Below are 23,993 nucleotides of genomic sequence, written 5' to 3'. Positions count from 1 at the left end.
TCGCGCGCGCGATGCTGCGTCATGTTCGCGCGACACGACGTCGGCGACGCCAGCGCAGGCTTGCAACCACGAGCGCGACGATCGCGACCGCGATCGCCGATGATGCCGCAAAAAATCGTCCACCGGGGCGATCGATCGTACGCGACCACAGCGACGGCCCCTCGCCCGGCCGTGCCAGGCGAAACGCAACGACGCTGTCGCCGATCGAGGTGCCTGCCTCGGAGTGGCCGCCGGCGCCGATCGCGACATACTGCTCGCCCTTCCAGAGATAGGTCATGGGATTGGCGACGCCGGGCACGGGCAGCCGACCCTGCCACAGCTCCCTGCCGCTGCGCGCATCGAAGGCGCGCAAATAGGCGTCCATCGCTCCGGTGAAGACGAGCCCGCCTGCCGTGACCGCGAGCCCGTTGACGAGCGGCGCACCCCACGGCAGCGGCACGCCGAGCGGGGCGAGATCCTCGGTGGTGCCGACCGTCGAACGCCAGAGGATCTTGCCGGCCTTCAGATCGACCGCGACCATCTCGCCCCAGGGCGGCTTGTTGCAAAGAAGCCCGAGCGGCGACATTGCCACCGCACGCGACATCGCAAACGGCGCACCCGTCTGCTGGCCGAAATCATGACCGGGCGGAGGATCGAATCCGGCCGCCTCCGCCCGCGGAATCAGCTTGATGAGATGAACAGCCCGGCTGGTGTTGGCATAGAGGACCTGGTTGACGGGATCGAAGGCCGCACTGCCCCAGTTCACTCCGCCGCCGGTGAAGGGAAACTCCAGCGTGCCTTGCGTTGAGGGTGGCGTGTACAGGCCCTCGTTGCGTGCCTCCGCAAACTGCTTCTCGCAAGCTGAGCGACGCAGGCTAGGAACGAGCGAGAGCGCATCCTCAGTCGAGATTTTTTGTGACATCAGAGGCGGCACATGCGTCGGGAATGGCTGCGTGGGCGACAGCCGTTCGCCTTCCGCGGCCCCCTGCGGGACGCTGCGCTCCTCGACCGCCCACACCGGCTTGCCGGTGTCGCGATCGAGCACGAAGACAAAGCCTTGCTTGGTCGGCTGGATCACGACATCGCGCTGACCTTCGCCGATGTCGATGCGCGTGAGCGTCGGTTGCGCCGGCAGATCGTAATCCCAGACGTCGTGATGCACGGTTTGGAATGCCCATACGAGCTCGCCCGTCTCGATGCGCAGCGCGACCACCGAATTGGCATGCTCGTTGTTGCCCGGCCGCTTGCCGCCCCAGAAATCCGGCGACGGCGAGGACGTCGGCAGGAATACCAGTCCGCGCGCCGCGTCGACCGACATCGGCGCCCAGACATTGGCGTGACCGGCTTCGATGCCGTCGCGCTTGAGCGGCTCGAACGTCCAGCGCGGCTGACCGCTACGCGCATCGAACGCACGCACCACACCGCTCGGCGCGTCGACGCGGCGGTTGTCGCCAATCGCGGAGCCGACCACGACGACCCCGCGGCCGACCGCCGGCGGCGAGGTGATCTGGAATTCGCCGGGCCATTCCAGTTTCATGCCAATGTCGGGCCTGACCTCACCGCCCTCGCCGAAGCCGGCACAGGGGATACCCGTCTTCGCATCGAGCGCGATCAGGCGAACATCGTTGGTGCCCATAAAGATGCGCGATCGACATGCGGCATCTACAGGCGCCTCATCGTCGATCCAGTAAGTGACGCCGCGGCAGACGTAGCGGTTGGCGGGACGCTGGTTCATCGCGATCCTGGGATCGTAGCGCCATTTCTGCGCGCCCGTACCGGGATCGAGCGCGATCACCTCGTTGAAAGGCGAGCAGAAGACCAGGCTGTCCTCGACGAACAGCGGCGTCGCCTGGAATTTGGTTCGCCGCATCACCCCGGGCGGCCGCGCCGCGAGATCGCCCGTGTGGAATTCGAAGGCCCGAACCAGCTTGCCGACATTGTCGGGCGTGATCTCTCGCAATGGCGAGAAGCGCGAGCCACCGGGATCGCCACCCCAGCTCTCCCAGGCGATGCCTGGCCGCGACGAAAACAAGAGGAGCGTGATGAGAGCGGCCAAATAGCAGGAGCGGGTCGCCAAGGCCCGCCTCACCTATTTCGGCTTCTTGCCAGGTTCAGGCGGACGCGCCCCGCTCCACGGATCGTACTTCTCCTTGGACTCGGGAATGCGCTCGAGTGCGGCCTTGTAGGCCTTCTCGTCGACCTTGGGCTTGTTGTCCGCCTTCTGGCCGCCCTCGTTAGGCTGACGCCTGCCACCGCCCATCTGCGCCTGCGCGGAGGCAACCGCCAGCGCAAGCACGGCGGCCGCTATGACCAAAATCCTCATGGGCGCAATCCCCCTCGTCTGGGGTACAAACTAGCCGGCAATTATGGAATAGCCAATGCCGCGGGCTCCAGGGCTTCAGGAAATCTTGGCTTCAGGAAATCTTGGCTCCAAGAATCCTGGCTCCAAGGATCGTGGCTCCAAGGAATTCTGGCTTCAGCAAATTTTGATCGGCCGGGTCTTCGTCGGATCGCATTCGTGCCTATGTTTTGGCCCGCAGGGGACCTTCACGGATGTTACGGATTATTGCTCATGCCGCGCTGCTGGCCAGCGCGCTCGCGCTCGGGGCCTGCGGGTTTGCCGACAGCCGCGCACCGGTGCCCGAGTTCATGCGCATGAAGGAGGCCGAGCAGCCGCCGCCCGAATCGCCCCCCGACGTCAAACGCGTCGTGCGCGAGCAGATCGAAGTCGTCTTCCTCAGCACGTCCTATCCGCGTGAGGTGCATGTCGCCACACCCCATCGTGAGGTACGAGGACCGGGCTGGACAGCTTGCGTCCGCGCCCAGCTCACCTCGGCGACCGGATCGCCGCTCGGGCCACAGACCTACATCGTGACCATATCAGGCGGAAAAGTGGTCGATCGCCGCCGCGCCGAAGCGGACGATATCTGCGGATCGGACAGCTACGAGCCGATCTAGGAAACGGATCAAGCCGACGTCCGATCCGGTTCCGGGAAAAACCTGTAATTTTGCCGGAACGATCATGGCCTCCCCTTCTTGTTACCGCCGAGGGCAGTTTCGAGGAGGACATGATGAGGACATTCACGATTGCGTTGCTGGCTGGCGTCGGAGCCTTGGCAGCGGTGAGCGGCGCGAAGGCCGCCGACGTCTATACGACCAGCGAATACACCAGCCCCGATCTCGTCCAGCAAGTGCGGCTGGTCTGCGACGATTCCGGCAATTGCTATCGCACCCGCGGCGGCTCGCGTGTGATCGTGCGCGACTCCTACGCGACCATGCCGCGTGACCGCTACTATGAGCGCCGCACCTATCGCGACTGGGACGATGGTCCGCGCGGCGGCGTCGGCATCCGCGCACCCGGCGTCAGTGTTGGCGTTGGTGTCGGCGATCGCTGGTAGTCGATGAAGCCATGAAATGCAGGACCGGACGAGATAACTCGCCCGGTCCTGTCCATGTCAGATCTCGAGCGGTTTTCCCGGCGTGACAATACGCGTTGCCGACGGGAGCTGCGCGATGAAGCGGGCGAGCACCATGCCGGCACACATCGCGACGACGAAGATGAAGGCGGAGGCCGAGCCAAATCCGAGCGCGGTCAATGCCGGGCCTGGACAAAAGCCTACGAGGCCCCAGCCGATACCGAAGATGGCGGGACCGGCGATAATTCTCGGATCGATATCGTTTCGCGTTGGGACATAGAAGCGGTCGGCGAAGGCAGGCCGCGCCAATTTCAGGACGCGGCTGAAGCCGATGAAGGTCACTGCGACCGCCCCGGCCATCACGAATGCGAGGCTTGCGTCCCACGTTCCTGCCGGGATGCCGCCAACGTCCAGGAAATTCAGGACCTTTGCCGGGTTCGACATACCTGAGACGATGAGGCCAAGCCCAAAGACCACACCGATCCCGAATTGAATGAGGATTGTCATCGCGGTCAGCTCCAGTGCCGCATCACGAAAACGGTCGCCATTCCCGCCGCCATGAAGGTCATGGTCGCAACCAGCGATCGCGCCGACAGCCGCGACAAGCCGCAGACGCCGTGGCCCGAGGTGCAGCCGCTGCCCCACACCGCGCCGAAGCCGGTGAGCAATCCCGCGACGATCAGAAGCGGCGTTCCGGCGCCGATCGTTTGCGCCGGCAGGCCTCCCGTGACAAGGCGCGTCAGGACGGGCGCGACGATAAGGCCCGCGACGAAGGCGAGCCGGCCGGCGAATTGCCGATCCTCGTAAGGCGGAAATAGTCGCGCCGCGATACCGCTAACCCCGGCGATTCGCCCCGTCGTCCACATCAGCAGCACAGCGGACAGGCCCATCAACGCGCCGCCAAGGAGCGACGCAATCGGCGTAAAAGGTGTGGCGACCATGATGATCCTCCGGGTCGAGAGCAATTCTGGCGTATCCATCGGCGCATCCTGCCGGCTCGCGGCCGGATGCTCAATGAGACGTTAATATTACCACTCGAATTGAAGCGGTGTCCCAACTGTATTTTCCAATCTTTGCGCTAAGCATGGCCTCCTGAACGGGGACGACGGGACGTGGTCGATATCGCGCACCAGGCTGCGATCAATCCGGCATCGGCAAAGCATGCCGCGACGGCGCGCGCGCGCGTCCCGCTCACCGCGATCGAACCCGGCCAGTGGCGCGCACTCGCGCAGCGCGCGATCGAGCCGAACGGATATTACCTGCCGGGCTGGGAGCTCGCTGTCAGTGCAACCGCGCGCGGCCGCACCGATGCCTCGGCGCTTTCCGCATACGATGGATCGCGGCTGATCGGGCTGATGCCGGTGATCTCGCTCTGGCGGGCATGGAAGATCCCCCTGCCCGCGCTGGTGAGCGCGCATCCCTATGGTACGCTGTGCAGCCCGCTGATCGACCGCGATGCCCCGATCGAGGCAGCGGCGCGCCTGTTGCAGCAGGCCCGCGCAAACGGGGCGCATGCGCTCGTGCTGAACGATGTCGCGCTCGCTGGGGCGGCAATGACCGCCCTCAGCCAGGTTCTGAATCGCGACGGCCTGAAGCCGCGCCTCCTCAACTCCTACATCCGCGCCAGCCTCGACGCGACCCAGGACGGTGAGACGCTGCTACGCGACGCGCTCGGCACCAAAAAGCTCAAGGAGCTACGCCGCCAACGGCATCGCCTCGAAGAACACGGCGCAATCGTGTTCGACGTCGCGCGCAGCCCCGACGAGATCGGGCCGGCGCTCGAGACATTTTTGCAGCTCGAAGCCAGCGGCTGGAAGGGGAAGCGCGGAACCGCGCTGGTCCAGCACGCGGGCGATGCAACCTTCATCCGCCGCGCCGCTCGCGCGCTGGCGGAAACCGCGCAATGCGAGATCGTCAGCCTTCGCGCCGGCGCGACGCCGGTGGCCGCCGGCATCGTGCTGCGCCACCAGGACCGCGCCTTCTTCTTCAAGCTCGGCATCGACGAGCGCTTCGCAAGATATTCGCCGGGCGTGCAGCTTACACTCGAGCTCACCCGCCGCCTCTGCGCCGATCCAGCCATCGCCAGCGCGGATTCCACGGCGAGCGCCGATCACCCCATGATCAATCCGATCTGGCGCGGGCGCTTCGCCGTCGGGGACGTGTTGATACCGTTGCGGCGGAACGACCCCATCGTGGCGCTGGTTCACGGAGCGCTCGCGGCGCACGGCATCGCCTACGCGGCGGCGCGTCGCGCAGTTCGCCTGCTTCGTAAATAGGATAGCTCCTACTCCGCCGCCTCGGCGTTGATCTCCGCCGAGACCTCGCGGATGGCGCGCGCGAGCATGTTGGGATCCTGCGCGCCGGAGACGGCGTATTTTTGCGCGAACACGTAGGTCGGCACGCCGGAGATGCCTTTCTCGGCGGCTTCCTGCGCGTCCGCCGATACGCGCGCGACGTCCTCGTCGGTGGCGAGGCGCCGGCGCACGTCGTCGGCATCGAGGCCGACATCGGCAGCCGCCTGCACAAGCACGTTCAAATCGGTGAGGTCGCCGCCGTCGCGGAAGTAGAGCTCCATCAGGCGCTGCTTCATCTCGGGCGCCTTGCCGATCGCCTCGGCCCAGAGGATCAGGCGGTGGCAGTCGGTGGTGTTGGGCTGACGCGCGACAAGCTCGGGCCGATAGACGAGCCCCTCTTCGCCCGCGGCCGCAACGACGCGTCCCGCAATGCCCTTGTAGGCCTCGACCGAGCCGAACTTCTTGGTGAGATACTCCTCCCGGCTGATGCCCTCGGACGGCACCCAGGGATTGAGGAAGAAGGGACGGAAATTGAGCTTGACCGGAACATCGGGCACCAGCGCCAGCGCACTCTCGATCCGGTGCTTGCCGATATAGCACCAGGGGCACACCACGTCGGAAACGACGTCGATCTGAAGCGGTTTCAACATGCTCATGTCGGACGTCTCCTTCGGACGGTACGGGTTCGTCGGAAGATAAACCGAACCGGAGGCGGCGCAAGGCACCGGTCCTGCATGGCTCACGACTTCACCTCTGCGGTTATTGTGACAGGCCTCACCCGACCCGATACTCGCGGCCACGATCAAGCACGAGGGGAAACCGCGATGACCGCTATTTTCAAGCCGGAAGGCCAGCAGTTCCGGGCTACGGAGCATGCCGGCGGCCCGTGGTCGCCTGACATGTTGCAGGGAAGCGCCACCACCGCCCTGATGACCCGCGACATCGACCGTCTCGCCACCGAATCCGGCTTCGCGGTGCGGCGCCTGACCTTCGACCTGTGGCGACCGGCGGGCCTGCGCGTCTTCCAGACCACCACCGAATTGTTGCGCGACGGCCGCAAGGCCAAGACCGCCCAGGTGCGGCTGATGGACGGAGAGACCGAGATCGGCCGTTGCACAGCGCTCTTGACGGCGCCGAGCGGAGAATCGCCCGTCGATCCCTTCACCAGGCCCGCGACTATCGACAAGACGCCTGAGACAGGCGCAGCACCGCCGGCCTTCGCGCAGAAATGGAGCCGGTATTTCCAGAACGTGTCGGTGCGGCTGATCGAGGGCGCGCTGGAGAAGCCCGGCCCGGCCGCCGCCTGGATGCGACTTGATGCACCCCTGGTGGAGGGCGAACCGAACACACCACTGCTCCAAGCGGTGCAGGCCGCGGACTTTTCGAGCGGCGTTGCGCAGATCGTCGACATGCGCAACTGGACCTTTATCAATCCCGAGATCAGCCTCTACTTCTTCCGACCGCCGGAGAGCGAATGGATCCTGATCCGCGCCGCCACGCGCGTCGGCACCAACGGCGCGGGCCTGACCATGGCGACACTGAGCGATCTCAAAGGTCCGTTTGCGGAGGTGATGCAAGCCGTGAGCTTTGAGCGCCGCGACGCCGAGCGAGCTCAGGCCTCCTGAGCCGCAAGCGCGATCAGAGTGGCCTCGGACACGGCATCCGCCGGCATGAACATTTCAACGCGAAGCTCCTGAAGCGTCACGTCTTGCGGGGTCCCGAGCGTCAGCACCGCACCGATCAGACCGATGCGGGCGTCGCCCTTTCGTAAGCGCACTTCGCAGAGCGGCCCCGGCGCGACGTTGTCCTCGATCCTGAGTGCGGGAAGCTCCGGCAGCCGCGTCAATTCGCGCCACGTCGATTGCAGGGCCTCGTCGAGCGGTGCAGCCATCGCTTCGTGCCGCGCACGCGACAACAACGCGGTCGCGACGATGGGCCAATTCTCGACGAACGGCTTGAGCTCGTCCGGCGCGAGGAACATGCGCATGTGATTGAGCGGCCGCTGCATGCGTTCTTGCCCAAGCAGCATCGTCATCAGCCGCGACGCGGCGCAGTTGGCCTCCATCACGTTCCAGCGCCGATCGGTCACAATCGCGGGAAACGGTTCGTGCCGCCGGAGCAGAAGATCGATCGCGCGCCGCGCGTCGGCAAGCTCCGGCGCTGAAAGATCGCGCTCGCCGTATAGTCGCGCGAAACCCCCGGCCTCCAGCAGCGCATTGCGATCACGCAGCGACAAACCGAGGGCGGTCGCGAGCTGCAGGAGGATCTCCCGGCTTGCCGCCGACTTGCCGGTCTCGACATAGCTCAGATGCTTGATCGAAATGCCGGCCTCGAACGCCAGCTCCGCCTGGCTCAATGCACGGCGCATGCGCCAGCCGCGCAAAAGGTCGCCGACCGGATTGGCCGACCGTAATGGCCGGGACGAGCGTGTGTCCATCCGGGGATTATGCGAGCGCCACCGCCTCCTGTAAACGGCACTACTGCAAGCCAGCCGCCATCTGCTTCAGCCGCTCGGCAGTGCGCTCGTCGGCCGGGAAGAAGGTTTCCAGAGCCAGCTCCGACAGCGTGATGTCGACGGGCGTACCGAATACCATGGTGGTGGAGAAGAAACTTAGTATCTCCCCCTCGTGGCGCAGCTTGAAGGGGATCGCGACATTGTCGCTCGACAGCGGCGCCGCGCGCGCCGGGATCGGATAACCCTTCAAGTCGTTATACAGCTTGATCAGCTCGGGATCGGCGGTGGCCTCGCATTGCCGGTGCAGCCGCTCCAGGAGATGTCCGCACCATTCCGCGAGATTGACCGTGCGCGGCGCCAGCGCCTCGGGATGGAAGGCAAGCCTCAGCACGTTGAAGGGCTGACCGAGCAGCCGCTGCGGGATGCCGGCGAGCAGCGGCGCCAGCATGCGGTTGGCGGAGACCAGATTCCAGTGCCGGTCATAGGCCAGCGCCGGATTCGGCTCATGCGCCCTGAGGACGAGGTCGATCGCCTGGCGGGCTGATTTCAAGGCGGGATCCTCCAGCGTGCGTTGCGGAAAGGCCGGGGCATAGCCGGCGGCGACCAGCAGCACGTTGCGTTCGCGCAGTGGCACGTCGAGACGTTCGGCGAGTCTGAGCACCATGTCGCGCGAGGGCGCGGCGCGACCGGTCTCGACGAAGCTCAAATGCCGCGCCGAGATTTCGGCCTCACCGGCGAGATCGAGCTGGCTCATGCGGCGGCGCTGCCGCCATTCGCGCAAATGGTCGCCGATATGGACCGGCTGGCTGCGTTCGGCCTGTGCCGTGGATGCATGTGCGTTCATGGTCGAAAACCTAGCACGCAGATTTCGGCCCTTCCATTACGTCGGAGGTAATCGAATTGGGGCTCGGGCCGGCGCATCTTGGGTCGCAACAGGAGACGACCATGATCGCATTGCTGCTCTACCGGACCGTCACAGACCAGCTAGTTCCCTGGGCCATGGCGCTCGCAACCCGGATGCTGGCGCGCAGCCTCAACATGCCGGAGCCGCTGGTGCATTCGACCGGCGACTACGTCGTCGCGCAGGTCACGGCCTTCGAGCACAGCGTCGGCAGGAGCCTCTGCCCGTTCCGCCTCGCCCGCCTGCTCCGCGCCTGGTGGCGTGGATTGCACTGAGTTTCACCTCGAGCCCACCCCAACCATGGAGACCCACGATGATCGACGCATCCACCTTCCTTCGCCGCGCGCTTCTTGCCGACGCGATCTTCAGCGGCGTGGCCGCTCTCGGTTTCACGTTCGGCGCCAGCGCGTTCGCCTCGCTGTTCAACCTACCCGAAGCGCTGCTGCGCGAGACCGGCCTGTTCCTGATCGCCTACACGGCGCTGGTCGGCTGGCTCGCCTCACGCGCCTCCGTGGCAAAGCCGCTCGTGCTGCTGGTCGTGGTCGGCAACGCGGCCTGGACCGTCGGCAGCATTGCGCTGCTGCTCTCGGGCGCGGTGTCGCCGAACCTTGCCGGCGAGCTCATGGTCGTGGCGCAGGCGATCGCGACCGGCGTGTTTGCCGAACTGCAATATGTGGGATTGCGCAGGAGCGGGAGTGTGCTGGCTGCCTGAGGCCACATCACTCGCTGTCGTTGCCCGGCTTGACCGGGCGACCCAGTATTCCAGAGGTAGTCGTCGCATACGGAGCTGCGGCGTACTGAATGCCCCGCTTTCGCGGGGCATGACAGTTATGCCAGAAGCTCGAACTCAGGCTAGGCCCGCGCGCGGCCCTTCGCCTTGCCGACGGCATGACCATTAAGCTTCTTCTTTTTGGCGGACTTCACGCTCGCCTTCTCGGCTTTGCGCTCCGCGCGCGCCTTCACCTTGGCGCGTTCGGCCCGCGCCTCGGCGCGCAGCTTCTTGCGCTTCTTCTCGCAAGATTCGCACTTGCAGCCGATCGGCTTCAGGTAGGCTTTGAAATAATCGGTGCCGTAGTCGTAATTGATCTCGTCGCCCGGCTCGATGTTCTTGATGGCGCGGATGAAAACCTTGCGCTCGCGCGGCCGCACGTCGGATTCGGCGTTGGGCCTGCACGAATGGTTGATGTAGCGCGCGAGGTTCTTGCGCACGGAGCCGTCAATGGTCCAGCGACCGTTGAGCTCGAACAGGTATTTGTTCTCGATGTCGTCGTGCTCGGGAATCCGGGAGTCCAGGATCGGTCCGTAATAACGGATGATCCGGGTGCCCTTCTTGATCGGCTTGGTGGCGAAGAGGCCGAGCCCGGTTTTCGAGCGGCCGACGCGATAAGGTTTGCTGGACGAGGTGGCTGGCATGATCACGAAAAACGAGGACGCGAACGAGGCTGAAAGAGCCCAAGCGAAGCCGCTCTTCTAGAACGATTCCGCGCCGCTGTCAGGTGTCTGTTGACCCCGTTTGAACCTTGCCCACAATCAAGACGTCTGATGGTACGGAGTTCCCACTCGATCAAAGGCGTCGTCATGTTCCGCATCACCACCGCAGGCTTGGCCTTATTGCTCTTGGCCATGTTGCTGATGTGCAGTGGTCTCGACCGAGCCGACGCCCGATCCGTGGGCAGCCAATATACCTCGACGGCCCCGAAGGATTGCCGCCAGATCGGAAAGCCCAGCGAGCTCGACGGCAGCACCACGCGGGTCTGCAAGGGCAAGGATGGCCTCGTGGTCCTGATCGCCGAAGACGATCTTCGCGAAATCGTCTCCGTCGGCCGCAATCGCGAGGCCGCGGCCGAGGAACCGGCTGCTAAAGTCTGGTTCGCTCCGTTCAGCTCGTCCGAAACCACCGTCGAATGGCGCACCGCTGGGGCCAAGCCGTTTGCGATGATCCAGCGCTGGCACATCGCCGATGGCACCGATCCCGACAAGCAGGGGCGGCCGAACACCAAGGCCATGCTCATCGTGACCCGGCTGCCACCCGGCCCCGTCTGCCACGTCGCCTATGTCGACGCGATCGCCAACCCGAACGCCAATGAGCTCGCGCGCAAGGCCGCGGACGAGTTCGCCCGCAGCTTTACCTGCGGCAAGGACGAGGTGAAGATCATAGGCGCACGCGGCCGCGCGGTCGAGCTCGCGACGATGCGCTAGGCGCTCGCCGGCAATCGATCAGGGGCCCGGCGGCTTCCCCGTCACGGGCGACATCAGCATGGCCTCGAGCAGGCGTTCGGGAGTCGTGCCCTCGGGCAGACGCCCCAGAATATCCTCCAGCCGTCCATCGAGCAGCAGCATCGTAAAACCGTGCACCATCGACCAGGCGCGCGCGATCGCAGCGCCCTGATTGAGCGTCAGCGCGTCGCCGCGGATCTGCTCCTGCCGCATCATGCCGACGGCATTGGCGAGTCCCGCAAAGGACGCCTCGGCGGCCTCGTGCAGCGACGGCCTGGAATAGTCGAGGCGCTCGGTGCGGAACATGATGCCGTACATGCCGGGATGAGCCTGGGCATAGGCAACATAGGCTTTCGGCCGCGCCAGCGCGTGCTCAAGCGGGGTGGTGGCGGTGTCAGAGGACGACGCCATCGCCGCATTGAACTGGCGGAAGCCGACGGCCGCGAGCTCACTGAGAAGCCCGGTGAGGTCGCCGAAATGATGGGTGGGCGCGGCGTGCGAGACGCCCGCCTCGCGCGCCACCGCGCGCAATGTCAGGCCGGCGAGCCCGTCACGCTCCAGCACCCGTTCGGCGGCCTGGAGCAGCGCCTCGCGCAGCGCGCCGTGGTGATAGGGCGCCTCGGACTTGACGCTCGCCGGTCGTCGCGCGGGACGCGCCGGCGCGCTCGCCTTCTTTGAAGTACGCGCACCGCGCGCGGTTTCTGTCCTGATCTCACTCTTGCCCATGGGCCAGCTATAGGATGCAATATTGACAGTGTAAAGATTTCACTTGACCAGAACCCCTCGTACGGCTATTTGATCTTTACGATGTAAAGATAAGGAAGGGATACGCCGTGCAGCAGGACGCCGTTGCCGAACGCCGCCACAACCTCGGTCCGATTCCGTTCGAGGCCGACGCGCCCTTCCTGAAAATCATCGGTGAATTGCCGCGCGAACTGAACGGCACGCTCTATCGCAACGGCCCCAATCCGCAGTTCGACTCGCCCGGCGCGCACTGGTTCGTCGGCGACGGCATGCTGCACACCTTTCACCTCGAGAACGGCCGCGCCAGCCATCGCAATCGCTGGGTCCGTACGCCGAAATGGCTGGCCGAGCACGATGCCGGCCGCGCGTTGTTCGGGGGCTTCGGCCGCAAGCTGCCGGATGCGCCGCAAGATCTCACCGACGGCGGCGTCGCCAACACCAACATCATCTTCCATGCCGGCAAGCTGCTTGCGCTGGAAGAAGCCCATCTGCCGACTGAGATCGATCCGGGCACGCTCGCAACCCGCGGCTATCACAATTATCACGGCCGTGTCGCCGGCAGCTTCACCGCGCACCCGAAGATCGATCCCGTCACCGGCGAGCTGGTGTTCTTCGGCTACAACGCCGCGGGTCCGCTGACGCCTGCCCTCTCCTACGGCTCGATCGACGCGTCCGGCAAGGCGACGCGCTTCGAACGTTTCGAGGCGCCCTATGCCAGCATGGTGCACGACTTCATCGTCACCGAGAACCACGTGCTGTTTCCGATCCTGCCCATCACCGGCAGCATGGAGCGCGCGATCAGCGGGCGGCCGCCCTATGCCTGGGAGCCGGACAAGGGCGCCTATGTCGGCGTGATCAAGCGCAAGGGCAGCGCGAAGGACATCGTCTGGTTTCGTGCTGAAGCCTGCTACGTCTTCCACGTCATGAATGCTTGGGAGGACAGTGACCGCATCATCGCGGACGTCATGCAGTTCGAGGAAGCACCACTATTTACGCATCCCGACGGCACGCCCACCAATCCCGAGAAATCCTTCGCTCGCCACTGCCGCTGGACCTTCAATCTTGCCGGGAAGACCGACCGCTTCCAGCAGACCTATCTCGACGATCTCACCGGCGAATTCCCGCGCATCGACGACCGCCGCGCCGGATTGAAGAGCCGTCACGGCTGGTACGCCTGCGCCAATCCGAAGCTGCCGATGTTCGGCGCGCTGTCCGGCGTCGTCCATGTCGATGGCAATGGAACGCGCCTCGGCCATTATCTGCTGCCGGCCGGCGACACCATCTCAGAGCCGGTCTTCGTCGAGCGGTCGAAAGATGCGGCGGAAGGCGACGGCTGGCTGCTGGCGGTGGTCTGGCGCGCGCGGGAAAACCGCAGCGACCTCGCCGTGTTCAATGCCAAGGATGTCGAGGCCGGCCCCGTCGCGCTGGTGCAGCTCGGCCATCGCGTGCCCGACGGTTTTCACGGCAGTTGGGTCGGCGCGCGGTAGCTCTCCTCTCGACATCGCTGATGTCACCAAAAGGTCTCTCATGCATATGCCCTCGATCACCGCGGACCGCCTCGCTGTCCTGATCCTGTTCCTGATCTGCGCCGGGATCACGCTCCCGATGATCCGGCCGCGGCGGAGCGGCCAAACCATCTTCAACGGTGGTATCTTGCTCGCCTTCGTCCTCTCGATCGCCTGTGCGTTACCTGTGCTGCCGCACCTGTCCTGGGCCGGCTTCATCGATGAGATGGCCGACCAAGCCGTTGCAGCAATTCGATTTTTGGAAGTCGCTTACGTCATTTTGACACTGTAAAGATTCTACTTGACCCCGCCTCGCTCCTGACATATTGATCTTTACATCGTAAAGATAAGGCCTGACCGAGGCGAACCATGGCGATTTTCCTGATCCTCGCGCCCTACGGCGCCTTCACTTTCCTGATGCTGATGACGTCTGCCACGATCAGCGTATTCGTAGCCTCGGCAACCTGTCTGGCCACCGTGGCGATCGATGTCGTGCGCGGTCGCTCGGTGAAGATCCTGGCTATGGGCTCGGCGCTGCTATTCGCCGCAATCGGCCTCCACCTCGCGCTGTTCGACCCGGCGCTTGGCACGCTCGGTGTCAAGCTGTCGGTCGACATCGGCATCTTCGTCATCTCGCTCGGCTCGATGCTGGTGCGGCGTCCCTTCACGCTGCAATACGCGGTCGAATCCGTGCCGGCCGAGATCGCGGCAATGCCCGGCTTTCTCTATGCCAATTACGTCATCACGGGCGCTTGGACCGCGGCTGCGCTGCTGATGGCGGCCGCCAATCTCGTGCTGCTCTATGTCCCCGGCCTGCCGCTCTGGTCGAGCCTTGCGGTCGCCTTCGCCGCCCGCAACAGCGCGATCTATTTCACAAAATGGTATCCCGAATATCGGCAGATCAAGTACGGTGCGCCGGCCAGCCCAATGTCCAACTCCCGCTGAACAGGATCGACGATGAAGGACGTATTCGCCCGCCTCGCCTCCGACCTCTTCTCTGCCATCGTCTTCCTGGTCATCTACATCATCACCGACAACGTCGTCCTGGCAACGTCGGTGGCGATTGCCGGAGCGATCGCGCAGGTGATCTACGCGCGCGTCAAGGGGCAGCAGCTCAATTACATGACCTATGCGAGCGTCGAGCTCGTCGTCGTGCTCGGCACGGTCACGCTGCTGACCAACGATCCCCGCTTCATGCTCGCAAAGCCCTCGATCGCGCATTTCGCGATCGGCGCCATCATGCTCAAGCGGGGCTGGATGCTGCGCTACATGCCGCCGATCGTCGTCGAGACCGTTCCGGAATATGTGACGGCTGCAGGTTATGCCTGGGCCGCGCTGATGTTCGTAATCGGCGCCGGCATGATCGCCGTCGCCTCCACAGGCGATCTGAAGCTGTGGGCGTTCTACATCACGGTGGTCGCGGGCGGCGCCAAGATCCTCGCCTTCGCCGTGCAATACGTCGTGCTTCGCCTCATCGTCACCAGCCGACGACGCGCCGCCGCCCGCGCCTAAATGCCTCCAACGGAGCGTTAGGCGCGAGCGGCGAGTTGCGCTATACGCTCGGCCGGGACTGGCCCGCGGATCGTCGCGGTCCGCCGGGATCTTGGGAGACGCGAATGGCCGTCGACGGCAACTGGACTCTGACCCTGACGACCCCCATGGGCGAGCGCAAGGCGACGCTGAGCCTGACGGCTGCCGGCGGCACGCTCACGGGGACGCAGGGCGCGGAAGGCGATACAGCCGAGATTTTCGATGGCACCGTCAGCGGCGATGCCGTCAACTGGAAGGTCTCGATCACCAATCCGATGCCCTTGACGCTCGAATTCATCGGAACCGTCTCCGGCGACAGCATGAGCGGTGAGATGGGCATCGGCCCGATGGGCAGCTTCCCGTTCACCGGCACGCGCGCCTAAGCCGCGCGGCAACGGTGCGCGCGCTCGGTCTCATCGCGGCGACGATCCTGTGTGTCGCGACACAAGCGGCTAGCGCGGACGACGCCGAACCGGCGTGGCGGGCAAGCGCGCTCGCCATGCTACCGGCAGGCTATGTCGCCGGCACGGCCTATCGAACCGAAGGGTCGACGGGCTACCTCGCCGTCTATCCGATCTCTTCGAACGATCCGAAGTCACCTGCAAGCGTGTTCGCCACGCGCCAGGCTCTCGTGGTCGCGCTGACGCCGGATGCGACGCGCGCAGTCTCGGTCGCATTGAAACCGCGTAGCGGGCCCGATCCTGACACCGACGACACCGACTTCCCAAAGCTGCATGCCGATCTCGCCGCGAAGCGCTCGACGCTTCCCGACGGTACCGAGCCCTGCGATTTCGGCGCCTGGTCCGTCGACAAGGATCCTGATGGCCTCAACGTGCGTGCCGAACCATCGATCAAGGCGCGTGTGCTCGGCACGCTTCCGCCGCCCTACCGGCTCAAGCTCGGCGGCAGCGAGAACACGCCCGATGGCGGCTGGCTCACCGAATTCCGCATCATCGGCTTCAAGAACGGCTGGTTTCTGATCGAAGGCGCCAAGCCGCCGGGCAAGGACTACGAGGACGACAAGAAATATCCGCGCAGCGCGCCAAAGCCCTATGCCGGACGCGGCTGGGTCGCCTCCAACAAGGTCGGCGCGTCCTACGCCAATGGCGCGACACGCATGGGCGGTCTGTTCCAGGCGCCCTTCGTTGATGCGAAATGGATGCCCGCCCAGCGCGAACTCGGCGGCGCGATCGACACCGATGGCGGCCCGAAGCGCATCTTTGCCTGCAGTGGCCTCTGGGGCTTGGTCGAGAGCCAGGACGGCATCCGCGGCTGGTGGCGCGGGCTGTGCTCCAACCAGGTCACAAATTGTAGTTGAGCGAGTAAGTCTCGTGTCCCGGACGCGACGCAGCGCGAAGCGGTGCATCGCAGAGCCGGGACCCATGCCCGCCACGGGGACCCCGGATCAGCAGCGCATCATTTCATGCTGCGCAGCGTCCGGGGAACGCGGCCTCAGCCCAGATTCAACTCCTTGAAGAAGTCGTTCCCCTTGTCGTCGATGATGATGAACGCCGGGAAGTCGACGACCTCGATGCGCCAAATCGCTTCCATGCCGAGCTCGGGATATTCGAGCACCTCGACCTTCTTGATGCAGTGCTCGGCAAGATTCGCCGCGGCACCGCCGATCGAGCCGAGATAGAAGCCGCCATACTTCTTGCAGGCCTCACGCACGGCCGGCGCGCGGTTGCCCTTGGCGACCATCACCATCGAGCCGCCGGCGGCCTGGAACTGATCGACAAAAGAATCCATACGGCCCGCAGTGGTCGGGCCGAACGCACCGGAGGCATAGCCCTCGGGCGTCTTGGCGGGGCCGGCGTAATAGACCGGATGGTTCTTGAAATAGTCCGGCAGCGGCTCGCCCTCGTCGAGCCGCTCGCGCAGCTTGGCATGCGCGGAATCGCGCGCGACGATCATGGTGCCGGTCATCGATACCCGCGTCTTGGTCGGGTACTTCGAGAACGTGGCAAGGATATCCTTCATCGGCTGGTTGAGGTCGATCTTGACGACCTCGCCGCCGAGCGACTGCTCGACCTCAGGCAGATACTGCGCCGGGTTGTGCTCGAGCTCCTCGAGATAGACGCCCTCCCTGGTGATCTTGCCGAGCACCTGGCGATCGGCCGAGCAGGACACGCCGAGCCCGATCGGGAGCGAGGCGCCATGACGCGGCATGCGGATCACGCGGACGTCGTGGCAGAAATATTTTCCACCGAACTGCGCGCCGACGCCGAGCGACTGCGTCATCTTCAGAATTTCCTGCTCCATCTCGAGATCGCGAAACGCGTTGCCGTCGGGCGAGCCGTGGGTCGGCAGCGCGTCGAGATAGCGAGCCGACGCCAGCTTCACCGTCTTCATGCAGAGCTCGGCCGAGGTGCCGCCGATGACGATCGCGAGGTGATAGGGCGGGCACGCCGCGGTGCCCAGCGTCAACACCTTCTCCTTCAGGAAGGCGAGCAGCCGGTCCTTGGTCAGCACCGAGGGCGTCGCCTGGAACAGGAAGCTCTTGTTGGCGGAGCCACCGCCCTTCGCCATGAACATAAACTTGTAGGCGTCATCGCCTTCGGCGTAGATCTCGCACTGCGCCGGCATGTTGTTGGCGGTGTTCTTCTCCTCGTACATCGACAACGGCGCGACCTGCGAGTAGCGCAGATTGCGGCGCAGGTAAGCATCGCGCGCGCCTTCCGACAGTGCCGCCTCGTCGTCACCATCGGTGATGACGTTGCAACCCTTCTTGCCCATGATGATCGCGGTGCCGGTGTCCTGGCACATCGGCAGCACGCCGCCTGCAGCGATGTTGGCGTTCTTGAGGAAGTCCAGCGCGACGAACTTGTCGTTCGGGCTCGCCTCGCCATCCTCCAGGATCGCGCGGAGCTGCTTCAGATGACCCGGTCGCAGATAGTGGTTGATGTCGCCAAAGGCCGCTTCCGACAGGGCCCGCAGCGCGTCGCGGGACACCACCAGCATGTCCTTCCCCAAAACCTTCTCGACCCTGACGCCCTCGGACGAGACCTTCTTGTAGGGCGTCTCGTCCTTGCCCAGCGGAAACAGCGGCGTGTGCTTGTAGGGCGGAACGGGCTTTGCGGGATCGGGAAAGGCGGTAGGAGCGTTCATGGCGGGAATCTCGGGGTTTTGGAGCCCTCGCATGGGCCCCTTTCATAGAAGCGTTCTAAGCTTTTTTGCTGCAAAGGGAAGGCGCTCTGGTGCGGTCGGGGCATCCCGATTCGGCGACACGGCGACCTATTTTCGGCGGCTGTCGGCGGACACCAAGCTCTCATGATGCCGGTGAAGACCCTGGGTGCACCCCTTGCGCTACGCGCCCGACGACGGTTGAATGCGCCCGCTAAGGGGCTTTTCATCATGACATTGAACTTGCACGTCCGCGGCGCGATCCTGGTCGCCGCCGCCATCACCGGCCTTGTGACCATCGCCTCGCCCGCCCGCGCGGACCGCTGCGATGACAGCGCCAAGGAGCTGGCGAACCAGGTCGATCGCCTCAAGGTGAATTTCCGCGCCGCCAACGTCGTCTACCTGACTCATCCGGCGGCCAAGGAATTGTCCGTGGCCTGCCGTGGCGACAAATATTCGATCGAGCTCTATGCAAAGGGCGATCGCAAGCCCAAGCCTGAGTTCTTTGCGCTGGTGGGGTCGATGGCGGCGATCGTCTTCACCGTGACCAAGGACGATACGACGACGGGCGCGACACGCTGCCTGAAGCGGATGGGGCTCTTGCGCGGCGACAAGATCAGCATGCGTTACCGGCGTCTCAACATGGAATGCGCCCGCACCAAGACGGATGCGTCCATCGCGATCACGCGCGGCAAGGACGAATAGGCGGTCCCCGCGCGGTGTGCGCCTGACAGCACACCGCCCACTACGGACCGTCATTGCGAGCGTAGCGAAGCAATCCAGAATCCCTCCGCGGAGACAGACTGGATTGCTTCGCTGCGCTCGCAATGACGAGGAGAGGTCTGTCCTCTCGCGGAAACAGCGCTTGTGGCGACACGAAAGCGGCCTCCTCCACCGCACCGCATCCCTCGCATTTTAACGATTGGCTTGAATGAAATTTCGCTCCTCGCGGCGCAGGGTCAATTGTTTCCATGTGTGAGGATTTGTGGATGAGCGTTTCTACCGTTTCGCCGCCGCCGATCGCGATCGTGGTGCCGAGCTACGACACGACCAAGCAGCAGGACGATCAGATCAAGACCAAGGAGAACGACCCGACCTATAAGCCGCCGCCGCCCGCGCCGCTGCCGCCGGGTCAGGGCACGCGGATCGATCAGCTCGCCTGATCAGCCGCGTCGAAGATGAAATGCCCGATCCGGTCGATCGGGCTTTTCGCGTGTCCGGCCGCATCTTCGCCGGATAGCTGCACCAATATCATGCGCGGCTACCCTGAGACCTGCGCATGATCGCAAGACTCCTGTTGCAGAGCACGATCACCACCGCCGCCATGGGCGCGCTGCTGTTCGCGTCCGCCGGGACCCTGCATTGGCCTTTGGCCTGGGTGTTCCTCGCGACCTCCGCCCTGCTCGGCCCGCTCGGCGGCTGGTGGCTTTACCAGGTCGACCCCGCACTGCTCGCCGAACGCCTGCGGCCGGTCCTGCAAAAAGACCAGCCCGCTGCCGACAAGGTGTTCATGACCGTCTTCGTCGTCGCGATGCTGGTCTGGCTGGCGGCGATGGGGCTCGACCGGCGTACGCTGTCCTCCGACATGCCGAGGGCGCTGCAGATGCTCGGCCTCGCCCTGTTCCTGCTTTCGACGCTGTTCATCCTCTGCGTTTTCCGCGAGAACTCGTTCGCGGCGCCCGTGGTGAAGCTGCAAGCCGAGCGCGCGCAGCGCGTGATCTCGACGGGGCCTTATGCCCATGTACGTCATCCCATGTACAGCAGCATGATCCTGTTCTTCGCCGGCGTGCCGTTGCTTCTGGGCTCATGGTGGGGACTTATGATGGTGCCGCTATTCCTCGTCTTGTTTGCGGGCCGCATTCGCATCGAGGAGCGTACGCTGCGCGAGGGCCTGCCGGGCTATGCCGACTATGTGACGCGCGTGCGCTATCGCCTGCTGCCTGGCGTGTGGTGAGCGCACGCATCAGTCTGCAAATTGCGGAAAAGCGTTTCCTCCGATCGACTGACGTCGCCCGAAGCGTTCGCAGGCGCTCTAGCCATCCAACTCGCGGTAGCGGCGGAAGATGCCCTGCTCGTTGAAGGGAATACGGCGCTCGCTTTCGAGATAAGCCTTGATGTTCGGGCGCGCCGACACGCGGTCGTGCAGGCCGACGAGGCCTGGGATATCTGTCTCGAACGCCTTCATCCGCTTCGGAAACGCATAGCGTAGTCCCGCGACGAGCTGGAACAGCGAGAGATCGACATAGGTCAGCTTGCGGCCGGTGACATAGGCGCCGCCATTGTCCGCGAGAAGCTCTTCGAAATAGCCGAGATATTTCGGCACGCGCTCGCCCCAGAAGTCGGCGGTGCGCTTCTTTGCCGGCGGTTTCTGATCTTCGTAGTAGAGCGAGGGCCCGAGCGGGTGATGGGTGTCGTGAATCTCGACCACGAAATCGGTGATCGTCAGCTGGAGCTGATGCACCCAGAGTTGACCCGCCTCCGACTTCGGGGCGAGGGCGTGGCGGGCGCCGAGATAGAGCAGGATGTTCGCGGTCTGGCCGATGACGAGCTTGCCGGCTTTGAGGAACGGCGGCGCAAAGGGCGGCGTGCCCCTGTGCGCGTCCATCATCTTCATCATCGCGGCTGTGCCGCGTGGGCCACGCGCCACGTCGACGTATGCCGCGCCCGCCTCCTCCAGCGCCAGCCGCACATATTCACCGCGGCCCTGGATCTCGGGCCAATAATAGAGCTCGTATTTCATGGAGGGTCCGTGAGCGTGGAAGCGACAGGACCAATCTATCACGCGCGACAAGGTTCCGTCAGGATGGGGCTGAAGGGCGGCACCACACGCTCCGTCATTGCGAGCGCAGCGAAGCAATCCAGACTGTCACCCTGGAGGGACTCTGGATTGCTTCGTCGCTGCGCTCCTCGCAATGACGGAAGCCTCAATTCGATGCGAAGCAATAGAGCAAGCCGCCGCCGCCGGTGCTCTTCAGATCGGCCTGCGAGCAGCCGCCATCGGGTCCGCGCGAGGGGTGTGCGGTGTTCCAGGATTTGACCGTCGGGTTGGTCGCAGGGCCGTTGATGTCGGAGTGGCCGAGCATCGCCGCGCCTTGCGTACTCGACGTCCAGTTTTTGCAGGTGCGGTCGTCGGGACCCGCAAACGCGGTGCCGTCGGACTGCGATCCCGTGAGAATGTCGTGCCGGTTAGGCTGGTCGCCATAGCCGTTTACAATCTCGCCCTTCTCGGTCAGCGCTGTCTCCTTGCTGATCTTGTTGGCGCTGTGCAAATCGGCCACGTCCTTGGCGATTTCCACGCCCTTGGCGTTCTGCCACGGTCCCTTGCCGATGCGGTCGCGCGCGTTGACGGCCGGCTTGCCGTCGGCGGCCTGCGTGGAGAGATAGGCGCGCCAGGTCTTACTGCCGGCGCCGCCGGCCTGGGCCAGCTTCTGGCACTGCGCATCGGCCCCCTCCAGACCGCCGAGATCGGCGCCTTTGCCAGGACCGTTGGAAGTCACGAAGAACGTCATGTTGGCCGACTGCGCCTGCGCCGATGGCGCCGCAAGCAAGGCCGCAGCGAGCGCGAGGCCTGAAATCGTCATGGTTCTCTCAATGCGGATCATCCTGTCCTCCATTTGTGTTGTCGTTGGCCGCCAGATTTCAACCCGACGCAGGCCCGCTTATTCCGATGCCGCGATGCGAGACGCCCAAAAGAAAAAGGCCCCGTGCAAGAAGCACGATGCCCTGGTTTTTTCATGTCGTCTGCGATCAGTTGGTCGACGGGATCGCCGACGATTCCCAGCCGCTTCCCGACTGCCATGTCGATTAATTGCTTCCCGGGACAATGGTGCCGGGCGAGCATACAAAATGGGCCGATCCTCAAGTGATCGTCCAGGGGAGGACGCGGGGGACTGTGGCGGGACCGTTCAGGGCGGTATCCGCGATCACATCGGGGCTGCGTAGCGCGCGGCGCAAGGGGAGATCGTTCATGCACCGGACCACAATCCGCCCAATCACGACAATTGCCGGCCGCGCCACCCTTTGCTGCCTTGCCGTCGGTCTTGCCCTGGGTCCGAACTGCGCCTTGGCCGCGGAACTGCTCAAAGCCCGGCTGGCGCAAAATCTCGCACCGATCTCCGGCCTTGCGATCGTCGCCAAGTCGAAGGGAATCTTCGAAAAGCACGGACTTGACATCACGGTTTCGAACTTCACGTCCGGCAAGCAGTGCCTGGACACCGTGATCGGGGGCGGTGCCGACATCGCGACCACGGCGGAGGCGCCGGTCACCGCATCGACGATGGCAAACCAGCCCATCGCCTTCGTCGCCGGGATGGAATACTCCGATCTCAAGACGCTCGTCGCGGCCAAGGCCGGCGTCAAGACCAAGGCAGATCTTCGCGGCAAGCGAATCGCCTTCACTGCCGGCACCGGTAGCGAGGTTTACACGGCGACCTTGCTGAAGTCGGCGGGATTGACGCCCAAGGATGTCACCCTCGTCAATCTGCGGCCGCAGGAGATGCTGCCGGCACTTGCAGCCGGAAGCATCGACGCGATCGACACCTGGGAGCCCCACGTCGCCAACGCGAAGAAAGCCCTGGGCGAAGCCGTCACTGAGGTAGATACAAAGGGCACCTACTCCGAGACGTTCAATATCGTCGTCATGAAGCCCTACCTGGACGCCAACCCGGTGCTGGTCGAGAAATTCATCGCCGCACTGATCGATGCCGAGATCTGGATGAAGGCACAGCCGGATGAAGCAATCACGACAGTCGCGGACGCAGTTGGAATGAAGCGGGACGAACTCGCCCCCATCTGGGCCGACTATGTTTACCGGGTGCGTCTCGACGACCGGCTGATCGAGATTCTGAAGACCCATTCCGCATGGCGCCTCGAGAGCGGCAACCATCCTCCGGGAGCGGCGATGCCCGACTTCAGCAAGGTCGTCGTCACCGAGCCACTGAAAAAGGTCGATCCCGCACGCGTCACCCTGTCGTGGAAATAGGCACCCGCGCGGCCATGCAGGAAGCCATTTCAGCAGGACGCGATATTGCCATCCGCACTGGCGGTCGCGCTCGGCCGAATTCAGTTCGGCTTCGCCGCCTCAATATTCTGGTCGGGGCGCTTTCGCTTCCCTTGTTCGTTGGGCTCTGGGAACTGGTCTCCCGTTCCGGGACCGTCAACATGGTGCTGTTTCCACCGCCGACGGTGGTTGCTGCGGCCGTGCTTGAGTGGATACGAAGCGGACAGTTCTTTAGCGATCTGTTGGCCAGCCTCTTTCGCGTCACCACGGGATTCATCATAGGCGGCACGCTCGGCATCCTGCTCGGTGTTCTCACCGGCCAATTCCCCGTTATCTCGAGCTTGCTGTCCCCGCTATTCCATATCTTGCGGCCAATTCCGCCGATTGCGTTCGTGCCGATCGTCATCCTCTGGTTCGGCCTGTCGGAGGCGGGAAAATTGTTCCTCGTCGTATGGGGCGTATTCTTCACGGTATGGCTTTCGACTCACATCGGCGTGCAGAAGGTCGACCGTGGCCTGATCCGGGCGGCATTGATGCTCGGCACGCCCCGACGGCAGATGCTGCAGGAGATCGTGCTGCTGGGCGCGCTTCCCTACATTGTCGTCGGGTTGCGCACCGCCGTCAGCATCTCCTTCTACACGCTCGTCGCGGCTGAACTGGCCGGCGCTTTCGCCGGCATTGTGTACAGGATCGAGATTGCGCAGCAGAATTTGCAAACGGGCCAGGTCATGGGCGGGCTCGCAGCGCTCGGGTTGATGTCGTTCATCGCCGACCGGCTGTTTGCGGCTCTTGCCGAACGTATCGTCTGGTGGCGCTGATGTCGGGATCTC

Annotated in this window: 30 protein-coding genes; 18 read left to right on the top strand and 12 right to left on the bottom strand. The window is 64.4% G+C overall.

Annotation, left to right across the window (positions count from 1 at the left end; genetic code table 11):
- Positions 1 to 19: 19 nt before the first annotated feature.
- Together IVB07_RS13910 and IVB07_RS13905 are read right to left on the bottom strand one after the other, a co-directional pair.
- On the bottom strand, positions 20 to 2,035 hold the full coding sequence (locus tag IVB07_RS13910; protein ID WP_247767803.1) for a pyrroloquinoline quinone-dependent dehydrogenase: 2,016 nt from the start codon (positions 2,033 to 2,035) through the stop codon (positions 20 to 22).
- A 33-nt stretch (positions 2,036 to 2,068) separates the two neighbouring features.
- On the bottom strand, positions 2,069 to 2,302 hold the full coding sequence (locus IVB07_RS13905; RefSeq protein ID WP_018456385.1) for a hypothetical protein: 234 nt from the start codon (positions 2,300 to 2,302) through the stop codon (positions 2,069 to 2,071).
- Between the two features lie 230 nt (positions 2,303 to 2,532).
- Between IVB07_RS13905 and IVB07_RS13900 the strand changes: the two genes are divergently transcribed.
- Together IVB07_RS13900 and IVB07_RS13895 are read left to right on the top strand one after the other, a co-directional pair.
- A complete protein-coding gene (locus IVB07_RS13900; protein WP_247361841.1) occupies positions 2,533 to 2,937 on the top strand; it encodes a hypothetical protein in 405 nt (134 codons plus the stop codon).
- Positions 2,938 to 3,047: 110 nt separating this feature from the next.
- Positions 3,048 to 3,377, top strand: coding sequence for a hypothetical protein (locus IVB07_RS13895; protein ID WP_018456387.1), 330 nt, complete (start codon positions 3,048 to 3,050; stop codon positions 3,375 to 3,377).
- 57 nt (positions 3,378 to 3,434) lie between these two features.
- On the opposite strand, the gene IVB07_RS13890 is transcribed toward IVB07_RS13895, so the two are convergent.
- Together IVB07_RS13890 and IVB07_RS13885 are read right to left on the bottom strand one after the other, a co-directional pair.
- Positions 3,435 to 3,902, bottom strand: coding sequence for a DUF6691 family protein (locus IVB07_RS13890; RefSeq protein ID WP_018456388.1), 468 nt, complete (start codon positions 3,900 to 3,902; stop codon positions 3,435 to 3,437).
- 5 nt (positions 3,903 to 3,907) lie between these two features.
- Entirely contained in the window at positions 3,908 to 4,336 is a 429-nt protein-coding gene (locus tag IVB07_RS13885) for a YeeE/YedE family protein (protein WP_026233163.1), read from the bottom strand.
- A gap of 171 nt (positions 4,337 to 4,507) precedes the next feature.
- Between IVB07_RS13885 and IVB07_RS13880 the strand changes: the two genes are divergently transcribed.
- Positions 4,508 to 5,671 carry a GNAT family N-acetyltransferase gene (locus tag IVB07_RS13880; RefSeq protein WP_018456390.1) on the top strand — a complete coding sequence of 388 codons (1,164 nt, stop codon included), beginning with the start codon at positions 4,508 to 4,510 and terminating at the stop codon, positions 5,669 to 5,671.
- A gap of 8 nt (positions 5,672 to 5,679) precedes the next feature.
- Here the strand turns inward: IVB07_RS13880 and IVB07_RS13875 are convergent, their stop codons facing one another.
- Complete coding sequence (locus IVB07_RS13875; RefSeq protein ID WP_026233164.1) at positions 5,680 to 6,345, bottom strand: DsbA family oxidoreductase; 666 nt, start codon at positions 6,343 to 6,345, stop codon at positions 5,680 to 5,682.
- A 168-nt stretch (positions 6,346 to 6,513) separates the two neighbouring features.
- Between IVB07_RS13875 and IVB07_RS13870 the strand changes: the two genes are divergently transcribed.
- Positions 6,514 to 7,314, top strand: a complete 801-nt coding sequence (locus tag IVB07_RS13870; RefSeq protein WP_018456392.1) for a thioesterase family protein — start codon at positions 6,514 to 6,516, stop codon at positions 7,312 to 7,314.
- On the opposite strand, the gene IVB07_RS13865 is transcribed toward IVB07_RS13870, so the two are convergent.
- Together IVB07_RS13865 and IVB07_RS13860 are read right to left on the bottom strand one after the other, a co-directional pair.
- Complete coding sequence (locus tag IVB07_RS13865; protein ID WP_085384313.1) at positions 7,302 to 8,126, bottom strand: helix-turn-helix transcriptional regulator; 825 nt, start codon at positions 8,124 to 8,126, stop codon at positions 7,302 to 7,304. The two genes, IVB07_RS13870 and IVB07_RS13865, sit on opposite strands and share 13 nt — an antisense overlap.
- 40 nt (positions 8,127 to 8,166) lie before the next feature.
- A complete protein-coding gene (locus IVB07_RS13860; RefSeq protein ID WP_018456394.1) occupies positions 8,167 to 8,988 on the bottom strand; it encodes a helix-turn-helix transcriptional regulator in 822 nt (273 codons plus the stop codon).
- A gap of 101 nt (positions 8,989 to 9,089) precedes the next feature.
- Between IVB07_RS13860 and IVB07_RS13855 the strand changes: the two genes are divergently transcribed.
- Positions 9,090 to 9,320 (top strand): hypothetical protein, encoded by a 231-nt coding sequence (locus tag IVB07_RS13855; protein ID WP_026233166.1) that lies wholly within the window; start codon positions 9,090 to 9,092, stop codon positions 9,318 to 9,320.
- Between the two features lie 38 nt (positions 9,321 to 9,358).
- Positions 9,359 to 9,757 carry a hypothetical protein gene (locus IVB07_RS13850; RefSeq protein WP_018456396.1) on the top strand — a complete coding sequence of 133 codons (399 nt, stop codon included), beginning with the start codon at positions 9,359 to 9,361 and terminating at the stop codon, positions 9,755 to 9,757.
- Between the two features lie 140 nt (positions 9,758 to 9,897).
- Here the strand turns inward: IVB07_RS13850 and IVB07_RS13845 are convergent, their stop codons facing one another.
- On the bottom strand, positions 9,898 to 10,458 hold the full coding sequence (locus IVB07_RS13845; RefSeq protein ID WP_018456397.1) for an SET domain-containing protein: 561 nt from the start codon (positions 10,456 to 10,458) through the stop codon (positions 9,898 to 9,900).
- 165 nt (positions 10,459 to 10,623) lie between these two features.
- Here IVB07_RS13845 and IVB07_RS13840 point away from each other — a divergent pair, with 165 nt between their 5' ends.
- Positions 10,624 to 11,244, top strand: a complete 621-nt coding sequence (locus IVB07_RS13840) for a hypothetical protein (RefSeq protein ID WP_018456398.1) — start codon at positions 10,624 to 10,626, stop codon at positions 11,242 to 11,244.
- Between the two features lie 18 nt (positions 11,245 to 11,262).
- Here IVB07_RS13840 and IVB07_RS13835 read toward each other — a convergent pair whose 3' ends face one another.
- Positions 11,263 to 11,988: a TetR/AcrR family transcriptional regulator gene (locus tag IVB07_RS13835; protein ID WP_018456399.1), complete on the bottom strand. Its 726-nt coding sequence runs from the start codon at positions 11,986 to 11,988 to the stop codon at positions 11,263 to 11,265.
- Positions 11,989 to 12,095: 107 nt separating this feature from the next.
- Here IVB07_RS13835 and IVB07_RS13830 point away from each other — a divergent pair, with 107 nt between their 5' ends.
- The 6 genes from IVB07_RS13830 (at position 12,096) to IVB07_RS13805 (ending at position 16,359) form a co-directional block, all read left to right on the top strand.
- Positions 12,096 to 13,493: a carotenoid oxygenase family protein gene (locus tag IVB07_RS13830; RefSeq protein WP_247361838.1), complete on the top strand. Its 1,398-nt coding sequence runs from the start codon at positions 12,096 to 12,098 to the stop codon at positions 13,491 to 13,493.
- A gap of 40 nt (positions 13,494 to 13,533) precedes the next feature.
- Positions 13,534 to 13,803 (top strand): hypothetical protein, encoded by a 270-nt coding sequence (locus IVB07_RS13825; protein WP_026233167.1) that lies wholly within the window; start codon positions 13,534 to 13,536, stop codon positions 13,801 to 13,803.
- Between the two features lie 77 nt (positions 13,804 to 13,880).
- Complete coding sequence (locus IVB07_RS13820) at positions 13,881 to 14,456, top strand: hypothetical protein (RefSeq protein WP_018456401.1); 576 nt, start codon at positions 13,881 to 13,883, stop codon at positions 14,454 to 14,456.
- Between the two features lie 12 nt (positions 14,457 to 14,468).
- The gene (locus tag IVB07_RS13815) at positions 14,469 to 15,023 is read left to right on the top strand and encodes a septation protein IspZ (protein WP_247767724.1); all 555 of its coding nucleotides are present in this window, start codon (positions 14,469 to 14,471) and stop codon (positions 15,021 to 15,023) included.
- Positions 15,024 to 15,127: 104 nt separating this feature from the next.
- Positions 15,128 to 15,424, top strand: a complete 297-nt coding sequence (locus IVB07_RS13810) for a hypothetical protein (protein WP_007602176.1) — start codon at positions 15,128 to 15,130, stop codon at positions 15,422 to 15,424.
- Between the two features lie 14 nt (positions 15,425 to 15,438).
- Complete coding sequence (locus IVB07_RS13805) at positions 15,439 to 16,359, top strand: SH3 domain-containing protein (protein WP_018456403.1); 921 nt, start codon at positions 15,439 to 15,441, stop codon at positions 16,357 to 16,359.
- A gap of 134 nt (positions 16,360 to 16,493) precedes the next feature.
- Here the strand turns inward: IVB07_RS13805 and IVB07_RS13800 are convergent, their stop codons facing one another.
- A complete protein-coding gene (locus tag IVB07_RS13800) occupies positions 16,494 to 18,149 on the bottom strand; it encodes a fumarate hydratase (protein WP_247361835.1) in 1,656 nt (551 codons plus the stop codon).
- A 246-nt stretch (positions 18,150 to 18,395) separates the two neighbouring features.
- On the opposite strand from IVB07_RS13800, the gene IVB07_RS13795 reads away from it, so the two are divergent.
- The 3 genes from IVB07_RS13795 to IVB07_RS13785 all read left to right on the top strand — a co-directional run bounded on the left by IVB07_RS13795 (position 18,396) and on the right by IVB07_RS13785 (position 20,118).
- The gene (locus IVB07_RS13795) at positions 18,396 to 18,869 is read left to right on the top strand and encodes a hypothetical protein (protein ID WP_026233168.1); all 474 of its coding nucleotides are present in this window, start codon (positions 18,396 to 18,398) and stop codon (positions 18,867 to 18,869) included.
- Positions 18,870 to 19,153: 284 nt separating this feature from the next.
- Positions 19,154 to 19,327: a hypothetical protein gene (locus IVB07_RS13790; protein WP_247361833.1), complete on the top strand. Its 174-nt coding sequence runs from the start codon at positions 19,154 to 19,156 to the stop codon at positions 19,325 to 19,327.
- A 116-nt stretch (positions 19,328 to 19,443) separates the two neighbouring features.
- On the top strand, positions 19,444 to 20,118 hold the full coding sequence (locus IVB07_RS13785; protein WP_247767723.1) for an isoprenylcysteine carboxylmethyltransferase family protein: 675 nt from the start codon (positions 19,444 to 19,446) through the stop codon (positions 20,116 to 20,118).
- Positions 20,119 to 20,196: 78 nt separating this feature from the next.
- On the opposite strand, the gene IVB07_RS13780 is transcribed toward IVB07_RS13785, so the two are convergent.
- Complete coding sequence (locus IVB07_RS13780) at positions 20,197 to 20,904, bottom strand: glutathione S-transferase (protein WP_247297224.1); 708 nt, start codon at positions 20,902 to 20,904, stop codon at positions 20,197 to 20,199.
- Positions 20,905 to 21,088: 184 nt separating this feature from the next.
- On the bottom strand, positions 21,089 to 21,766 hold the full coding sequence (locus tag IVB07_RS13775) for a lectin (protein ID WP_247297222.1): 678 nt from the start codon (positions 21,764 to 21,766) through the stop codon (positions 21,089 to 21,091).
- 461 nt (positions 21,767 to 22,227) lie between these two features.
- On the opposite strand from IVB07_RS13775, the gene IVB07_RS13770 reads away from it, so the two are divergent.
- Complete coding sequence (locus tag IVB07_RS13770; RefSeq protein ID WP_247297220.1) at positions 22,228 to 23,145, top strand: NrtA/SsuA/CpmA family ABC transporter substrate-binding protein; 918 nt, start codon at positions 22,228 to 22,230, stop codon at positions 23,143 to 23,145.
- A gap of 14 nt (positions 23,146 to 23,159) precedes the next feature.
- Positions 23,160 to 23,981, top strand: a complete 822-nt coding sequence (locus IVB07_RS13765; RefSeq protein ID WP_247392652.1) for an ABC transporter permease — start codon at positions 23,160 to 23,162, stop codon at positions 23,979 to 23,981.
- The last annotated feature ends 12 nt before the right edge of the window (positions 23,982 to 23,993 follow it).

It is taken from the genome of Bradyrhizobium sp. 172 (assembly GCF_023101065.1).
Lineage (GTDB): Bacteria > Pseudomonadota > Alphaproteobacteria > Rhizobiales > Xanthobacteraceae > Bradyrhizobium > Bradyrhizobium canariense_D.
The sequence above is the reverse complement of the archived record's forward strand: the minus strand, read 5'-3'. Positions and strand labels throughout refer to the sequence as shown.